Consider the following 13,468-nt stretch of genomic DNA (forward strand, 5'->3'; position numbering starts at 1 on the left):
TCGGCAGTCGTCGTCCGGGCTCCCCCGCGGCGATGGTCATCCGGGCTGCCCTTCGGCACCCGCACGGCTCTCGACCGGCAGGATCGCATGGACGCGGAAGCCGCCGCCGTAGCGGGGGCCGGTGGTGAGGGTGCCGCGCAGCGCGGTGACGCGTTCCCGCATGCCGAGCAGGCCGTGTCCGCCGCTGTCGGCGGGCGGGGTGTCGCCGGAGCCGTCGTCGAGGACGGTGATCTCGATGTGCGGGCCCACCCGCACCACGCTGACCTCGGCCTTCGCCTCCGTCCCGGCATGCTTCTGGACGTTGGTGAGGGCTTCCTGGATGACCCGGTACGCGGCGAGGTCGACGGCGGCGGGCAGGGTGGTGCCGTGGTCGGTGCGGGCGACCTCGACCCGGAGGCCGGCGTTGCGGAAGGTGCCGACGAGTTCGTCGAGGCGGTCCAGGCCGGGGGCGGGCTCCGTGGGGGCCTCCGGGTCTCCGGACTGGCGGAGCAGGCCGACGGTGGCGCGCAGCTCGTTGAGGGCGCAGCGGCTGGCCTCGCGGACGTGGGCGAGGGCTTCCTTGGCCTGGTCGGGGCGCTTGTCCATGACGTGGGCGGCGACCCCGGCCTGCACGTTGACCAGGGCGATGTGGTGGGCGACGACGTCGTGCAGATCGCGGGCGATCCGCAGGCGTTCCTCGGCGACCCGGCGGCGGGCCTCCTCCTCGCGGGTGCGTTCGGCGCGTTCGGCGCGTTCCCGGATGGCCTGGACGAAGGCGCGGCGGCTGCGGACGGCGTCGCCCGCGGTGGCGCCGATGCCGGTCCAGGCGAGGATCGCCAGATTCTCCTGGGCGTACCAGGGCAGGGGGCCGCAGAGCATGGCGGCGCCGGTCAGCACGGTCATGGTGAGCAGACCGGCGCGCCAGGTGGTGGGGCGGTCGGTGGTGGAGGCGACGGTGTAGAGGGCGATCACCGCGGACATCGCGACGGGGGCGCGCGGGTCGCCGGTGGCGGACTCGACGAGGGAGAGCGCGCCGGTGAAGGCGAGGACCGTGTGGGGGGCGCGGCGGCGGAACGCCAGGGCGGCGGCCCCGAGGGCCATCAGCACCAGGCTGAGCCCGTCCGGGGTGCGCAGGCTCCAGGTGACGCCGTCGCTGCCGTGCGGGTCCGCGAAGGACCCCGCCACCATGCAGAGCAGCACACCTCCGGCCAGCGCGGCGTCCAGCGCCATCGGGTGGGCCTTGAGTCGGTGCCGGGCGCGCTGCAGGGTGCTCACGCTGCCCCACGGTATCCGGGGCGGCGGCTCCCCGGCCCGGGTCGGCCGGGACGGGTCCCGGGGACGGACCCCCGCCCGGGGAGGGACGGTCCCCGGGGGCGGCGGGCGTGGTCGTCAGCCGGGGATGAGGCCGCCGCCCTCGGAGAGGAGGTCGCGGACCTCGTCCAGGGTCGCGTCGGGGGACGGCAGGATGAGCTGGGAGGGTTCGAGGGAGGCGTCGGGGAGCGGGGTGCCCAGTTCGCGGACCCGGCTCAGGAGGGCGTTGAGGACGCGGCGGAAGCCGGGGCCGTCGCCCTGCTCCATCTCGGCGAGCAGTTCGTCGTCCAGCTTGTTCAGCTCGGCGAGGTGGCTGTCGGCCAGCCGCACCTGCCCCTCCCCCATGATCCGTACGATCATGTCGCCCTCCTCGGCGTGGGCCCCTACTGCTTGTCGAACCGCGGGGTGTCCTGCGGCTGCTGCTGGGGCTGCTGCTGTCCGTTGCCGCCCTCGATGGCCTGCTGGCCCGCGGAGCTGCCTCCGGCCAGCTCGGCCTTCATGCGCTGCAGCTCCAGCTCTACATCCGTACCACCGGAGAGCCGGTCCAGCTCGGCCTGGATGTCGTCCTTGGCCATGCCGGTGGGGTCGTCGAGGGCACCGGAGGCAAGCAGCTCGTCGATGGCGCCGGCCCGGGCCTGGAGCTGGGCGGTCTTGTCCTCGGCGCGCTGGATGGCCAGGCCGACGTCGCCCATCTCCTCGGAAATGCCGGTGAAGGCCTCGCCGATCCGGGTCTGCGCCTGGGCCGCGGTGTAGGTCGCCTTGATCGTCTCCTTCTTGGTGCGGAAGGCGTCGACCTTGGCCTGGAGCCGCTGGGCCGCCAGGGTGAGCTTCTCCTCCTCGCCCTGGAGCGTCGCGTGCTGAGTCTCCAGGTCGGTGACCTGCTGCTGGAGGGCGGCGCGGCGGGACAGCGCCTCGCGGGCGAGGTCCTCGCGGCCGAGCGCGAGCGCCTTGCGGCCCTGGTCCTCCAGCTTGGTGGACTGCTGCTGCAGCTGGTTGAGCTGGAGTTCCAGGCGCTTGCGGGAGGTGGCGACGTCCGCGACACCGCGGCGCACCTTCTGGAGCAGTTCCAGCTGCTTCTGGTACGAGTAGTCGAGGGTCTCGCGCGGGTCCTCGGCCCGGTCAAGGGCCTTGTTCGCCTTCGCGCGGAAGATCATCCCCATACGCTTCATGACACCGCTCATGGGCTTCGCGCGCCCCCTTCTGACGGACTTAAGGCTCCAGCTCTGCGACAGAACCCACAGTACGGGCCCTGCTTCCATTGACGCACTGTTCGGGGACGGATGCGCTCCTCCCCAAGGACGACTGAGGACCGCACCCCCTCCGGCGTAGGGAGTAGGTGATCCCCGGGGGTGCCCGGGTGCCCGCCAGGGTCCGGGGCGTACGCATCGTCCCGTCTGTCCCCTTACAGACGACTGGTGTTGCCGGATCGTTCCCCGCGGGGCTGGGGTCCAACCCCGAGCACCCCGTACCCTTGGGTTTTGTGTTCCGTAGCCGTGCCACCAAGGATGAGAAGGCAGCCGTCGCCGACAAGGCGCCGGTGACCGTCTCCAAGCAGCCCCGTGACCCGCAGGCCCCCAAGGGCCGACCCACCCCCAAGCGCAGCGAGGCCCAGTCGCAGCGCCGCAGCGTGGCCAACACGCAGATGACGCGCAAGGAGGCCGCGAAGCGTCAGCGCGAGGAGCGCCGGGCCGCCCTGGAGCGGCAGCGCCAGGCGCTGGCGGGCGGTGACGAGCGCTATCTGCCGGCCCGGGACAAGGGCCCGGTGCGCCGCTTCGCGCGCGACTTCGTCGACTCGCGGTTCAACATCGCGGAGTTCTTCCTGCCGATGGCCGTGGTCATCCTGGTGCTGAGCATGGTGCGGGTGCCCGCGCTGCAGAACGTCGCGCTGCTGCTGTGGCTCGTGGTGATCGTCCTGATCGTGCTGGACTCGTTCGTCACCGGCTTCCGCCTGAAGAAGCGGCTGGCGGAGCGCTTCCCCGACGACAACAAGCGCGGCGCCGTCGCCTACGCCCTGATGCGCTCTCTCCAGATGCGCCGGCTCCGGCTGCCCAAGCCGCAGGTCAAGCGCGGGGAACGGCCCTGAGCGCTGCGCCGTTCACCGGGGGTGCGGCCGACGCCTGGCTCAGCAAGGTGGGCGGTCTGCGCGATGTCGTACGACAGGAGCTGGTCGCCCGGCAGCTCGAGGAGCAGATAGTCGGACGGTTCCCGGTCGGGCAGCGGCTGCGGGTGCTCGACGTGGGCATGGGCCAGGGCACGCAGGCGCTGCGGCTGGCCCGGGCCGGGCACCAGATCACCGGTCTGGAGCAGGATCCGACGATGATCGCCGCGGCGCGTACGGCGCTGTCCGGTGAGCCGGAGGGCATCCGGGAGCGGATGCGGATCATCGAGGGCGACGGCCGGGACACGGGGGTGCACTTCCTGCCGGGCAGCTTCGACGTGGTGCTCTGCCACGGCGTGCTGATGTACGTCGAGGAGCCCGATCCGCTGCTGGCGGGGCTGGCGCGGGTGCTGGCGCCGGGCGGTCTGCTGTCGCTGCTGGTGCGCAACGGGGACGCGCTGGCGATGCGGCCGGGCCTGTCCGGGGACTGGGCGGGGGCGCTGGCCTCCTTCGACACCACGGCGTACCGCAACCGGCTGGGGCTGGACGTGCGCGCCGACCGGCTGAGCACGCTGACCGCCACGCTCGCCGGGATCGGGGCGCCGCTGCACGCCTGGTACGGGGTGCGGGTCTTCACGGACACGGCGGCGGACGGCGCGGAGGCGCCTGCCGACCTGGAGGCGCTGCTGGCGGTGGAGGAGAAGGCCGGGCGGACGGACCCGTACCGGGGGGTCGCGGCGCTGCTGCACCTGTGCGGCGTACGGGGCTGAGGGCCGCCGGGCGCGGACACCGGACGGAACGGAACACGAGGGGCGGCCCGGTGCGGGCCGCCCCTCGGTCGTTCCGGGGACGGCCGTCGCCGGGACGGCCGTTCCCGCGTGCGGCCGTCGCTACGACGTCGCCTCGGCCGCGTCCGCCGTGTCGGCCGTGTCCGCCGCGTCCTCCGCGTGCAGGCTCATCGGGCCGTAGATCTCCGTGCCGTCCTCGGACAGGCGCACCTGGTCCGCGCCCCCGTCGAGCAGGTCCTTCCAGTGCTCCCCGATCCACGACTCGGCGTCGCCCTGTGTGGTGAACTCCTCGGGCTGGACCGCGGGCTGGACCTCCGTCCCGTCGGCCTTCTCGAACCGCCACGTCCATGCCGCCATGTACGCCTCCCAGGTGTCGGCACCAGCAGAGCACGGGCCGGATCTTGGTCCGGCCCCTGCCCTGAGCCTAGCCGGACGCGCAAGAGCTGCGGGGACACGCGAAAATCGGGTCCGTGGAACTGACTCTGCTCGGCACCGGTGCCCCCGCGGGACTGCCCCGCCCCGACTGCCCCTGCGCGGCCTGTGCGACCGCGCTGGGGCCGCACGCGCGGGCGGCGACCGCGCTGCTCCTGGACGGAGCGCTGCTGCTGGACCTGACGCCGGGCGCGGCGTTCGCGGCGGCGCGGGCGGGGCGGTCGCTGGGCGGGGTGCGGCAGGTGCTGCTCTCGCACCCGCACAACGGGCCGGCCGTCGAGGTGCCGGCCGGGCTGCCGCAGCCGGGGCGGGTGCCGGACGGGCGGGAGCTGGCGCTGCTGACGGGGCACCGGGTGCGGGCGGTGGCGATGGACGCGCCGGGCACGGGGTACGCGGTGTCGGGGCCGGACGGGCAGCGGCTGCTGTATCTGCCGCCCGGTGGTGCCCCGGCCGGTCTGGAGGAGGGCACCGCGCACGCGGAGCCGTACGACATGGTGCTGGCCGACGTGGTGGGGCGGCCCGACGCGCTGGCGCGGCTGCGGGCGGTGGGGGCGGTCGGGCCGACGACGGACGTGGTCGCCGTCCATCTCGATCACGATGTGCCGCCGGGGGCGGAGCTGCGGCGGCGGCTGGCGGCGGCCGGGGCACGGGCGGTCCCGGACGGGACGACGCTGGCGGTGGGGGCGTACGAGGACGTGCCGGATGTGCCGCGGCGGACGCTGGTGCTGGGCGGGGCGCGGTCCGGGAAGTCGGTGGAGGCCGAGCGGCGGCTGGAGGCGTTCCCGGAGGTGGTCTACGTGGCGACCGGCGGGACGCGGGGTGGGGACGGGGAGTGGACGGCGCGGGTGGCGGCGCACCGGGAGCGGCGGCCGGGGTCGTGGCGGACGGTGGAGACGTGCGATCTGGTGCCGCTGCTGAAGGACGAGGGGCCGCCGCTGCTGATCGACTGTCTGTCGCTGTGGCTGACCGACGCGATGGACGCGGTCGGGGCGTGGGACGACGCGGAGTGGGCCGGCGGCGGGGAGCGCGCCCTGCGGGACCGGGTGCGGGAGCTGGCGGTGGCCGTGCGGGAGGCGCGGCGGGTGGTGGTCGCCGTGTCGAACGAGGTGGGCTCCGGGATCGTGCCGGCGACGGCGTCGGGGCGGCGGTACCGCGATGAGCTGGGACGGCTGAACGCGGCGGTCGCCGGGGAGTGCGAGCAGGTGGTGCTGGTGGTGGCGGGGCAGGCACTGGTGCTGCGGGGGTAGGGGACGTCCCCCGGGGCCTGCGGCGGCGCTCGTGTCGATGCGCCTACGCGGCGCGCCGGCCCTTGCGGGCGATCATCCGGTAGGTGTTCGCGAAGCCGGTGTGGCGGAGCAGGGGGGCCAGGGCGTGGTCCGTCGCCGCGGCGGCCGCGGTGAGGGGCGCGGTGGCGTAGGTGAGGGCCGCGCGCAGGGCCTGCTGGAACTCGGTCGGGGGGATGGGCCGCCAGGGGGCGTCCTGGGGCGGCAGGACGTGGGTGAGGGCGAGGGCCGTCGCGACGGTCAGGTCGTGGGGCGTGTGGAGGCGGTCCGTCCGGACGATCGCGCAGCCCTGGGACTCCAGCTCCGCCCTGAGGTTGGCCGGCGGGATGAGGTGGAGGTGGCGGGGCTGGGTGTGGGCGAGCCACCATCGGCCCAGGATCGTCGCGAAGGCGCTGGCCGGGTCCGGAAGTTCGACCAGGAGGTGCCCGCCGGGGCGGACCAGGCCGAGCGCCGCGTGGAGGTCGGCGCGGGGGTCCGGGGTGCGGTTCAGCTGGTGCAGCAGGCTGACGACGTCGTAGCGGGCGTGCAGTCCGTCGGTGATCCCGGGGGTCGTCAGGTGGCCGACGTAGGCCTCCTCCAGGCGGTCGGCCGCGCGGGCCCGCAGGACGCGCGGGGTGGGGTCGAGGCCGTCGAACGCGGTGTACGGGAAGAAGGCGCGGGCCGCCTCCGGGAAGTCCGCGTCCCCGGTGCCGACGTCGAGCCAGCCCTCCGGCTCCCCGTACGCCAGCATGACGCGGGCCGTGGCCCGCATCCGGCGCCGGGAGGCGCGCGGGTCGCCGGTGCGCGGCTGCGGGTCGCGGAAGTGGAAGGCGAGTCCTTCGAGGGTGAGCCGGGGGTTCTGGAAGACGTGGGCGCAGTCGCGGCACACGTCGACGCCGAAGGTGCCGGGTCTGCCCTGGAGGAGGTCGGGCACGGAGAACCGGGTGCGCAGGCGCGGCGAGCCGCACCAGGGGCACTGTGCGCGGCGCGGTTCGAGGAACCGTTCGGTGCCGTGGGCGAGTTCGGCGAGACAGGCGGCGCGGCGGCGGGCGGTCACCTGCGGGGCGGCGGGCAAGGACGGCATCGGCGGCTCCCGGGACGGGCAGTCACATACAGGTACGGACGGATGCATACCCGTACACATACGCGTACACAGGCAAATGGGAACGTATGGGATCGCGATCTTGGGTGCAACGACGTGGTGCCCGCGTGGTGGGCCGGTGGCGCCGCCCTGTTCGACCGGTGCCGGTACTGTTCGGCGAATGAGCTCGCTTAATCTCGACGACTTCACCGATCTGATCGAGCGCCCCGACGGCGGGGTGCGCCGGGACGCCGAGGCGCGCCGGGAGCGCCAGATCGTGCCGCCCGGATCGCTGGGGCGCCTCGACGACCTGGGTGAGTGGCTGGCCGCGGCGCAGGGCACCGCTGCGGTGCGGCCGGTCGGACAGCCGCGGGTGGTGCTGTTCGCCGGTGACCACGGCATCGCCGGGCTGGACGTGTCGGCGCGGCCCGCGGGCAGTGCCCACGAGCTGGTGCGCGAGGTGCTGGGGGGTGCCCGCCCGGTGGCCGTGCTGGCCCGGCGGCTCGGGGTGCCGGTGCGGGTCGTGGACATGGCGCTGGACTGCGACCCGGACACGCTTCCCGCGGACGTCGTACGCCACCGGGTGCGGCGCGGCAGCGGGCGGATCGACATCGAGGACGCGCTGACCCTGGAGGAGGCGGAGGCCGCGTTCCGGGCCGGCGTCACGGTGGCCGACGAGGAGGCCGACTCGGGGACGGACCTGGTGGTCCTCGGCGACATCAGCGTCGGCGGCACCACGGCGGCGGGCGTGCTGGTGGCCGCACTGTGCGGGACGGACGCCTCGGTGGTGACCGGGCGGGGCGGGCTCGCCGTCGACGATCTGGCGTGGATGCGCAAGTGCGCCGCGATCCGGGACGCGCTGCGCCGGGCCCGGCCGGTGCTCGGCGACCAGTTGCGGCTGCTGGCGACGGTCGGCGGCGCCGATCTGACCGCGATGACCGGGTTCCTGCTGCAGAGCGCGGTGCGGAAGATGCCGGTGATCCTGGACGGCGTGGTGGCCGCCGCGTGCGCGCTGGTGGGCCAGCGGATCGCGTTCCGGGCGCCGGACTGGTGGCTGGCCGGGCACGACAGCGGGGAGCCGGGCCAGGCGAAGGCGCTGGACCGGATGGCGCTGGAGCCGCTGCTGACGCACGGGGTGAGGGTCGGCGAGGGCGCGGGCGGCCTGCTCGCGCTGCCGCTGGTGCAGTCCGCGGCGGCACTGGCGGCGGAGCTGCCGGAGCAGGCGCCGGCCGGGGAGGCCGGGGCCGGTGACACCGGTGCCGAGGCGGACGGGGCCGAGAAGGCCGGTGCCGAGAAGGCCGGCGCCGAGGCGGACGGGGCGGCGGAGAAGCAGGAGGCCTGAGCGGGCCGAGCGACCCAGGTCACGCCGTTCTCGCTGAACTCCTCCCCGTCCGGCACGGTCTACCGGGGCGATGAACACGCTCGCCCGTCTCTGCCGCGCCGAATGGGGACCCCTGTACGCGGCCGTGCGCCCACCGCTGCTGCGGCGGCGGCTGGGGGCCGTCCCGCTGACCGTCGGGGCGGTCTGCCTGACCGCCGTCCTGCACGGGGTGCACGGCACGTCGTGGGGCTACGGCCTCGTGCAGGGAGCCGGCACCGTGCGTGCGGCGGACCCGCTGTGGCTCGCCCTGCTGCGCACGCCCCTCTCCCTCTTCGTCCCGGCCCTCGACCTGCCGGTGTGGGGCGCGCTCGCCCAGATCCTGGTGGTCTTCGGGATCGCGGAGCTCTGTCTCGGCCGCCGCCGCACCCTCGCGCTCGCCTACGCCGCCACGCTCGCCGGGACGCTGTACGCCCGGCTGGGCATCGCGCTCGGCCCGCACACCCCGCTGGGCCTGCCCACGACGGACGCGCACGTCGTGGACACCGGCCCGTCGGCGGCCGTGGTGGGGCTCGCGGTGTACGTCGGCTGGCGCCACGGCGCGTATGTGACCGCGGGAGCGGTGATCGCGGCGATGGTGATCGAGGTCCTGGTGAAGGAGAACCTGGCCGGCAAGGAGCATCTGGCGGCGATCGCCGCGGTGTCGGCGCTGTGCGCGGCCGGTGCCCTGCGTCAGCGGTGGTCCAGGGCGCGGACGGGCTCGTCGGGGGCGCCGCCGATCCAGTCCTGGACCCTGCGGGACAGGCCCGTCCAGCGGCGGTCGTGGCGGTAGGCGCGCAGGGCGGAGCGGGCGCGGGCGCGCGGCCGGCGGGCGTAGAAGCGGCGGGCCCACGCGGAGCCGGGGCGGGCCAGGCGGACGGCGCCGACGAGGGCGACGAGGGGCACGACCGTGCCGAGCAGCGCGGTGCGCAGCTTGCCCTTGCAGAGGGCGACGAGGGAGAAGGCGAAGTTCCCGGCGACGGTGGCGATGACGGTGCCCCGCCCCTGGCGTTCCTCGTCGTCGACGCCGTTGACCTCGAACGGGGAGAATCCGGCGAGGACCAGGCCGACCACGGCCACGGTCAGCACCACGACCTCGACGCTCTTGCGGCCCGCCTCGCTCCAGTAGACGTCGTCGAGGTGCAGGATCAGCGCGAACTCGTCGAGCACCAGCCCCGCGCCGATCCCGAAGAGCACCGCGCACACCGCCGGGCCGAGTCCTTCCCGCCCGCTGGCCACCGCGCCGAACCCGCCGATGACGGTGAGCACGACACCCGGGACGACGTGGTGGATGTGGACTCCGCCCGCGCCCTGGACGTTGCGGAAGGGGCCCTTGCCGGCGCGGATCGTGCGGGTGATCAGCCGGGTGACCACGAAGGTGAGGACGAAGGCGGCGAGGGCAAGCAGCAGGGGGAGTTTGCCGGGTTCGACGATGTTGCGTTCCAGCCACTGCCCCATACGTCCCAGTGTGGCCGGATTCCGCTCGGGGCGCCGTCCGGACGGTCGCGTACCCTTCCGGCGTGTCCCCGATCTTGCCCGCACCGCCCGCGCACGGCCTCCGTTTCGCCTTCGGCACGCTCACCGTCCTGCCGGTGAAGGTGACCCGCTGGGACCGGGACGCCGCCCGCGGCGGCATGCTGTGCGCGCCGGTCGCCGGGCTGGCCGTGGGCGCCCTCGCGGCGGCGGCCGGGGTACTGCTCCTGCTGCTCGGCGCCGGGCCGCTGCTCGCCGGCGTGGCCTCCGCCGCCGTACCGGCCGCGCTCACCCGGGGACTGCATCTGGACGGGCTGGCCGACACCGCCGACGGTCTGGGCAGCGCAAAGCCCGCCGAGGACGCGCTGCGCATCATGAAGCAGTCGGACATCGGTCCGTTCGGGGTGATCACCCTGCTCTTCGTGCTGCTGGCCCAGACGGCCGCCCTCGCCGAGGCCTACGCCGGCTCCTGGGCGCGAGGCGCGCTCGCCGCCGTGGTCGCGGCCACCGCGGCCCGGCTGGCGCTGACCCTCGCCGCGCGCACCGGAGTGCCCGCCGCCCGCCCGGAAGGGCTGGGCGCGGCGGTCGCGGGGGTCGTGCCCCGCAGCGGGGCGCTGGTCGTGGCGCTGCTCGTGCTGGGGGCGGCGGCGGGCGGGGGCGCGCCGCTCGGCGCGTACGACGTCGGCCGGGCGGTCCTCGCGGTGCTGCTCGCGCTCGGCGCGGCGGAGCTGCTGCTGCGGCACTGTGTGCGCCGGTTCGGCGGGGTGACCGGCGATGTGTTCGGCGGGCTCGCCGAGACGGCGGCGACGACGGCGCTGGTCGTCCTCGCCCTGGGCTGAGCCGGGGTTCAGCAGGCCCGGCGCCACGCCCCCAGCTCGTACCTCTTCAGCATCGAGCTGAGCCCGAGGCGCCGCGCCTCGGGGCAGAAGCCGCGCGTCGGCACCTCGTACTCCACGTGGAAGACGGCCTTGCCCGCCTCGATGAACGGGCTGAGGGTGTCGCACTCGTCGTACTGGGCGCACTGCTCGTTGACCGCGAAGTCGAAGTCGCCGACCAGCTCGGGGATCTGGTCGAGGTCGTTCTTCAGGCCCACCGCCAGGCCCCGCTCGTGGGCGAGGCGGGCGATCAGCCGGTTGTAGCGGAGCTGGTCTGCGGCGGTGAGCGGAAAGCCGGTGCGGTTGCGGTAGCCGTCCATGTTGTCCGGTTCCACCGCGTCGAAGCCCTTGTCCCGGCACATGTCGACGCGGGCCGCCATCAGCGGCTCCAGGACGTCGGTGCGGCGGATGTCGAGCCACCGCTCCCCCTTCCAGCCGTTGCCCCTGCCGAGCACCGCCTCCGGGAACTTCCCGGCGTCCGGACGGAACTCCTCCCAGGCTCCGGTGGACAGGTAGCAGATCACCTTGCGGCCCCGGCGGTGCAGGTCGGCCACGGTGTCCGCGTCGTGGTCGAAGCCGTCGATGTCGTAGACCGGCACGTCGACCGTCGGGTCGAGACGGCCGCTGAGCTGCCACTGCCAGGGGGTGCCGGGGCGCGGCTGCCAGAGCTGCCCGGGGGGGCGCTCCGGCTTGTCCGGCGTGTCCGCGCGGTCGGGCGCGGACGTACAGCCCGCGACCAGCAACAGCAGGGCGAGCAGGAGGATCGGGCGTCTCACCGGGCGGGCTCCAGGGTGTGCGGCAACGTACCCCAAGGATGATCGCCCGTGCCGGGCACCGCGCAGTGCACGGTGGCGCCGCGCTCCCGGGCCGGTCCGGCGAGGTCGACGCCCGGGGGGACGCCGTGGACGAGGTGGCACTGGCGCGCCCCGGTGACCGGCCAGGGCTGCGGCGGCCGGGTGCGGTACGTCGTCCAGTCGCCCTCGAAGGTGACCACGACGTCGGCGATGCGGGCGTAGCAGGGGTGGGGCGGGGTGCCGTGGTTCAGCACGAGGGTGGCGCAGCCCGCCGCCCAGGCGGCACCCGCCAGCCGGCGGTAGTGGGCGAACTCCTCGGGGCCGGCGGCCGCCTGGTCGAGGAAGGCGCCGTCGGTGGCGTACCAGTCGCGGTACCGCTCGAGGTCGCGGGCCACGTCGGCGTACGGGCGGCGGCCGTAGTCGGTGTCGGTGTACCCGAGCACCCGGACCTCCGCGGCCCGCAGCCGGGCGGCGACCTCGGCGAACGCCGGGTCGGGGGCCTCGCCCGGCCCGCTGGCCGGGTTGAGGACCACACCGTGGAGGCGGGGCGCGGCGGCGACGATCGCGTCCCATTCGGCGGGGCGGACGGACGGGTGCTCGTAGTACGGGACCAGCAGGGTGCTCATCGGTGGGCGCTCGCCCTTCCCAGCAGGACGCAGACCAGGGCCGCCTGGACGACGGCGCAGGCGCCGTACACCGTCATGGCGACCCCGTGCGGCTCACCCGTACGGGTGACCAGCGCCAGGGTCTGGACGAGGGCGGCCGTGCAGCACACCGCCGCCGCGCCGTGGATCGCGCCGAACGACTGGAGCAGCAGCCCGGTCCACAGCACCACGCCGAGCAGCAGCAGCCCGGCCAGGCGGACCCCGGTGGGCTCGGGGGAGCCCGGCCACAGGGCGGTGGCGGCCGGCGCGAGGGCGAGCAGCGCGGCGAGGTAGCCGGCGAGGCAGCGGACGAGGATCAGGGCGGCGGCACGCCGGAAGGCGCGGGGGGTGCCGGTGGAACGCAGCGCGGCGAGGCTGCCGCTGCGGAAGCGGTACAGCAGCCATTCGGCGGGCCCCATGCTGAGGGTGAGCGCCACCGCGGCGGGCGCCGCGACCGCGCTGTGCGTTCCGCCCGCCAGGACGTCACCGAGCGCCGCGTGGAGCACCAGGACACCGCTGCCGAGGCCGAACAGCGCGTACGGCACGGAGCCGGTGAGCCGGGGGCCGCCGGCGCGGCGCGGGAACGGGTCCGGCGCACCGAAGGGCAGCAGCGCCGTCAGGCCCGCCGTCCAGCTGCCCTCCCCCGGCTCGCGCAGCGCGGGGGCCACGTCGAGCAGGGCGAGCGCCGAGACCACGGCCAGCGAGCCGAGCAGCAGGGCGATCCGGGCCGGCTCCGGCACCTCGGTGACCAGGGCCGCCACCGCCCCGGCCGCCATCGGTGACAGTGCGGCGAGCAGGGCCCGTTCCCGGCCCATGACCAGCAGGACGGTGGCGGCGCCCAGGTAGCAGGACTGTCCGGCGGCGAAGGCGAGCGCGCCCGGGTCGGCGGTGTCCGCGACGGCGAGCGCGGTGAGCGCGCCGAGCAGGGCGCCGAGCGGCGCGCCGGCGAGGAGACAGCGGCGGGCGGCGGAGCGGTCGCCGAGGCCGAGCCACGAGTGGGCGCGGTGGGCGAGGCCCTGATTCCAGGTCCAGCCGGTGAGGGCGCCCGCGAGCAGCGGGACCGTGCCGGCGGGGAGGCCGAGGTCGTCGTCGGGGCCGGCGAGGAGCGGGGCGCCGAGGACGTAGGCGAGGCCCGGGAGGGCGAAGACCACGCCGCGCAGCAGACAGCCCAGCAGGCCCACCTGCCAGGGGTCGGGGACGGGGCCGTCGGGTTCGGGGTGGCGACGGTCGACGCGGGCGTACAGCTCCTCGGCGAGCGCGAAGGAGTCCTTCACCCCGTACCGCTCGCGTATCCGGTCGTCGGAGAGGCCGTCGGACTCCAGCAGCGCGGCGATCTCGTCGGGGTGGACGGCGGCGGCTGTGAAGTCCTCCAGC

15 protein-coding genes are annotated in these 13,468 nt (G+C 75.3%); 6 read left to right on the plus strand and 9 right to left on the minus strand.

What is annotated here, in order from left to right; translation table 11 throughout:
* Positions 1 to 36 precede the first annotated feature (36 nt).
* From CCN42_RS00205 to CCN42_RS00215, 3 genes are all read right to left on the minus strand, one after another.
* Positions 37 to 1,254 carry a sensor histidine kinase gene (locus tag CCN42_RS00205; RefSeq protein ID WP_086732496.1) on the minus strand — a complete coding sequence of 406 codons (1,218 nt, stop codon included), beginning with the start codon at positions 1,252 to 1,254 and terminating at the stop codon, positions 37 to 39.
* A 114-nt stretch (positions 1,255 to 1,368) separates the two neighbouring features.
* Positions 1,369 to 1,650 (minus strand): PspA-associated protein PspAA, encoded by a 282-nt coding sequence (gene pspAA / locus CCN42_RS00210; RefSeq protein ID WP_086732497.1) that lies wholly within the window; start codon positions 1,648 to 1,650, stop codon positions 1,369 to 1,371.
* Between the two features lie 23 nt (positions 1,651 to 1,673).
* Positions 1,674 to 2,471: a PspA/IM30 family protein gene (locus CCN42_RS00215; RefSeq protein WP_086732498.1), complete on the minus strand. Its 798-nt coding sequence runs from the start codon at positions 2,469 to 2,471 to the stop codon at positions 1,674 to 1,676.
* Positions 2,472 to 2,770: 299 nt separating this feature from the next.
* Here CCN42_RS00215 and CCN42_RS00220 point away from each other — a divergent pair, with 299 nt between their 5' ends.
* Both CCN42_RS00220 and CCN42_RS00225 read left to right on the plus strand, forming a co-directional pair.
* On the plus strand, positions 2,771 to 3,373 hold the full coding sequence (locus CCN42_RS00220; RefSeq protein WP_169731375.1) for a DUF3043 domain-containing protein: 603 nt from the start codon (positions 2,771 to 2,773) through the stop codon (positions 3,371 to 3,373).
* Between the two features lie 80 nt (positions 3,374 to 3,453).
* Positions 3,454 to 4,158, plus strand: a complete 705-nt coding sequence (locus CCN42_RS00225) for a class I SAM-dependent methyltransferase (RefSeq protein ID WP_086170177.1) — start codon at positions 3,454 to 3,456, stop codon at positions 4,156 to 4,158.
* Positions 4,159 to 4,278: 120 nt separating this feature from the next.
* Here CCN42_RS00225 and CCN42_RS00230 read toward each other — a convergent pair whose 3' ends face one another.
* Complete coding sequence (locus CCN42_RS00230; RefSeq protein WP_086732500.1) at positions 4,279 to 4,533, minus strand: hypothetical protein; 255 nt, start codon at positions 4,531 to 4,533, stop codon at positions 4,279 to 4,281.
* 113 nt (positions 4,534 to 4,646) lie between these two features.
* Here CCN42_RS00230 and CCN42_RS00235 point away from each other — a divergent pair, with 113 nt between their 5' ends.
* A complete protein-coding gene (locus CCN42_RS00235) occupies positions 4,647 to 5,855 on the plus strand; it encodes a bifunctional adenosylcobinamide kinase/adenosylcobinamide-phosphate guanylyltransferase (protein ID WP_169731376.1) in 1,209 nt (402 codons plus the stop codon).
* A gap of 43 nt (positions 5,856 to 5,898) precedes the next feature.
* Here CCN42_RS00235 and CCN42_RS00240 read toward each other — a convergent pair whose 3' ends face one another.
* Positions 5,899 to 6,954, minus strand: a complete 1,056-nt coding sequence (locus CCN42_RS00240; RefSeq protein ID WP_086732501.1) for a class I SAM-dependent methyltransferase — start codon at positions 6,952 to 6,954, stop codon at positions 5,899 to 5,901.
* A gap of 178 nt (positions 6,955 to 7,132) precedes the next feature.
* Here CCN42_RS00240 and cobT point away from each other — a divergent pair, with 178 nt between their 5' ends.
* Both cobT and CCN42_RS43615 read left to right on the plus strand, forming a co-directional pair.
* Complete coding sequence (gene cobT, locus CCN42_RS00245) at positions 7,133 to 8,293, plus strand: nicotinate-nucleotide--dimethylbenzimidazole phosphoribosyltransferase (protein WP_086732502.1); 1,161 nt, start codon at positions 7,133 to 7,135, stop codon at positions 8,291 to 8,293.
* Between the two features lie 70 nt (positions 8,294 to 8,363).
* Positions 8,364 to 9,101 carry a hypothetical protein gene (locus tag CCN42_RS43615; protein WP_158102043.1) on the plus strand — a complete coding sequence of 246 codons (738 nt, stop codon included), beginning with the start codon at positions 8,364 to 8,366 and terminating at the stop codon, positions 9,099 to 9,101.
* Here CCN42_RS43615 and CCN42_RS00255 read toward each other — a convergent pair.
* Complete coding sequence (locus CCN42_RS00255) at positions 9,002 to 9,766, minus strand: hypothetical protein (RefSeq protein WP_086732503.1); 765 nt, start codon at positions 9,764 to 9,766, stop codon at positions 9,002 to 9,004. The two genes, CCN42_RS43615 and CCN42_RS00255, sit on opposite strands and share 100 nt — an antisense overlap.
* A 62-nt stretch (positions 9,767 to 9,828) precedes the next feature.
* Between CCN42_RS00255 and CCN42_RS00260 the strand changes: the two genes are divergently transcribed.
* On the plus strand, positions 9,829 to 10,620 hold the full coding sequence (locus tag CCN42_RS00260) for an adenosylcobinamide-GDP ribazoletransferase (RefSeq protein WP_245877081.1): 792 nt from the start codon (positions 9,829 to 9,831) through the stop codon (positions 10,618 to 10,620).
* An 8-nt stretch (positions 10,621 to 10,628) separates the two neighbouring features.
* On the opposite strand, the gene CCN42_RS00265 is transcribed toward CCN42_RS00260, so the two are convergent.
* From CCN42_RS00265 to CCN42_RS00275, 3 genes are all read right to left on the minus strand, one after another.
* Positions 10,629 to 11,432: an endo alpha-1,4 polygalactosaminidase gene (locus CCN42_RS00265; protein ID WP_086732504.1), complete on the minus strand. Its 804-nt coding sequence runs from the start codon at positions 11,430 to 11,432 to the stop codon at positions 10,629 to 10,631.
* Complete coding sequence (locus CCN42_RS00270; RefSeq protein WP_086732505.1) at positions 11,429 to 12,076, minus strand: spherulation-specific family 4 protein; 648 nt, start codon at positions 12,074 to 12,076, stop codon at positions 11,429 to 11,431. Before CCN42_RS00270 ends, CCN42_RS00265 begins: the two co-directional genes overlap by 4 nt.
* Positions 12,073 to 13,468, minus strand: a 1,396-nt coding sequence (locus CCN42_RS00275; RefSeq protein WP_086732506.1) for a hypothetical protein, incomplete at its 5' end; no start/stop codon positions are given. The genes CCN42_RS00275 and CCN42_RS00270, both read right to left, overlap by 4 nt.

Source organism: Streptomyces glaucescens (assembly GCF_002154375.1).
Taxonomy (GTDB): domain Bacteria; phylum Actinomycetota; class Actinomycetes; order Streptomycetales; family Streptomycetaceae; genus Streptomyces; species Streptomyces glaucescens.

Excerpts from the sequence above, each read along its gene's own strand:
- CCN42_RS43615 (WP_158102043.1), top strand. The coding sequence starts at position 8,364 with ATGAACACGCTCGCCCGTCTCTGCCGCGCCGAATGGGGACCCCTGTAC.
- pspAA (WP_086732497.1), bottom strand. The coding sequence starts at position 1,650 with ATGATCGTACGGATCATGGGGGAGGGGCAGGTGCGGCTGGCCGACAGC.
- CCN42_RS00240 (WP_086732501.1), bottom strand. The coding sequence starts at position 6,954 with ATGCCGTCCTTGCCCGCCGCCCCGCAGGTGACCGCCCGCCGCCGCGCC.
- CCN42_RS00255 (WP_086732503.1), bottom strand. The coding sequence starts at position 9,766 with ATGGGGCAGTGGCTGGAACGCAACATCGTCGAACCCGGCAAACTCCCC.
- CCN42_RS00230 (WP_086732500.1), bottom strand. The coding sequence starts at position 4,533 with ATGGCGGCATGGACGTGGCGGTTCGAGAAGGCCGACGGGACGGAGGTC.
- cobT (WP_086732502.1), top strand. The coding sequence starts at position 7,133 with ATGAGCTCGCTTAATCTCGACGACTTCACCGATCTGATCGAGCGCCCC.
- CCN42_RS00270 (WP_086732505.1), bottom strand. The coding sequence starts at position 12,076 with ATGAGCACCCTGCTGGTCCCGTACTACGAGCACCCGTCCGTCCGCCCC.
- CCN42_RS00215 (WP_086732498.1), bottom strand. The coding sequence starts at position 2,471 with ATGAGCGGTGTCATGAAGCGTATGGGGATGATCTTCCGCGCGAAGGCG.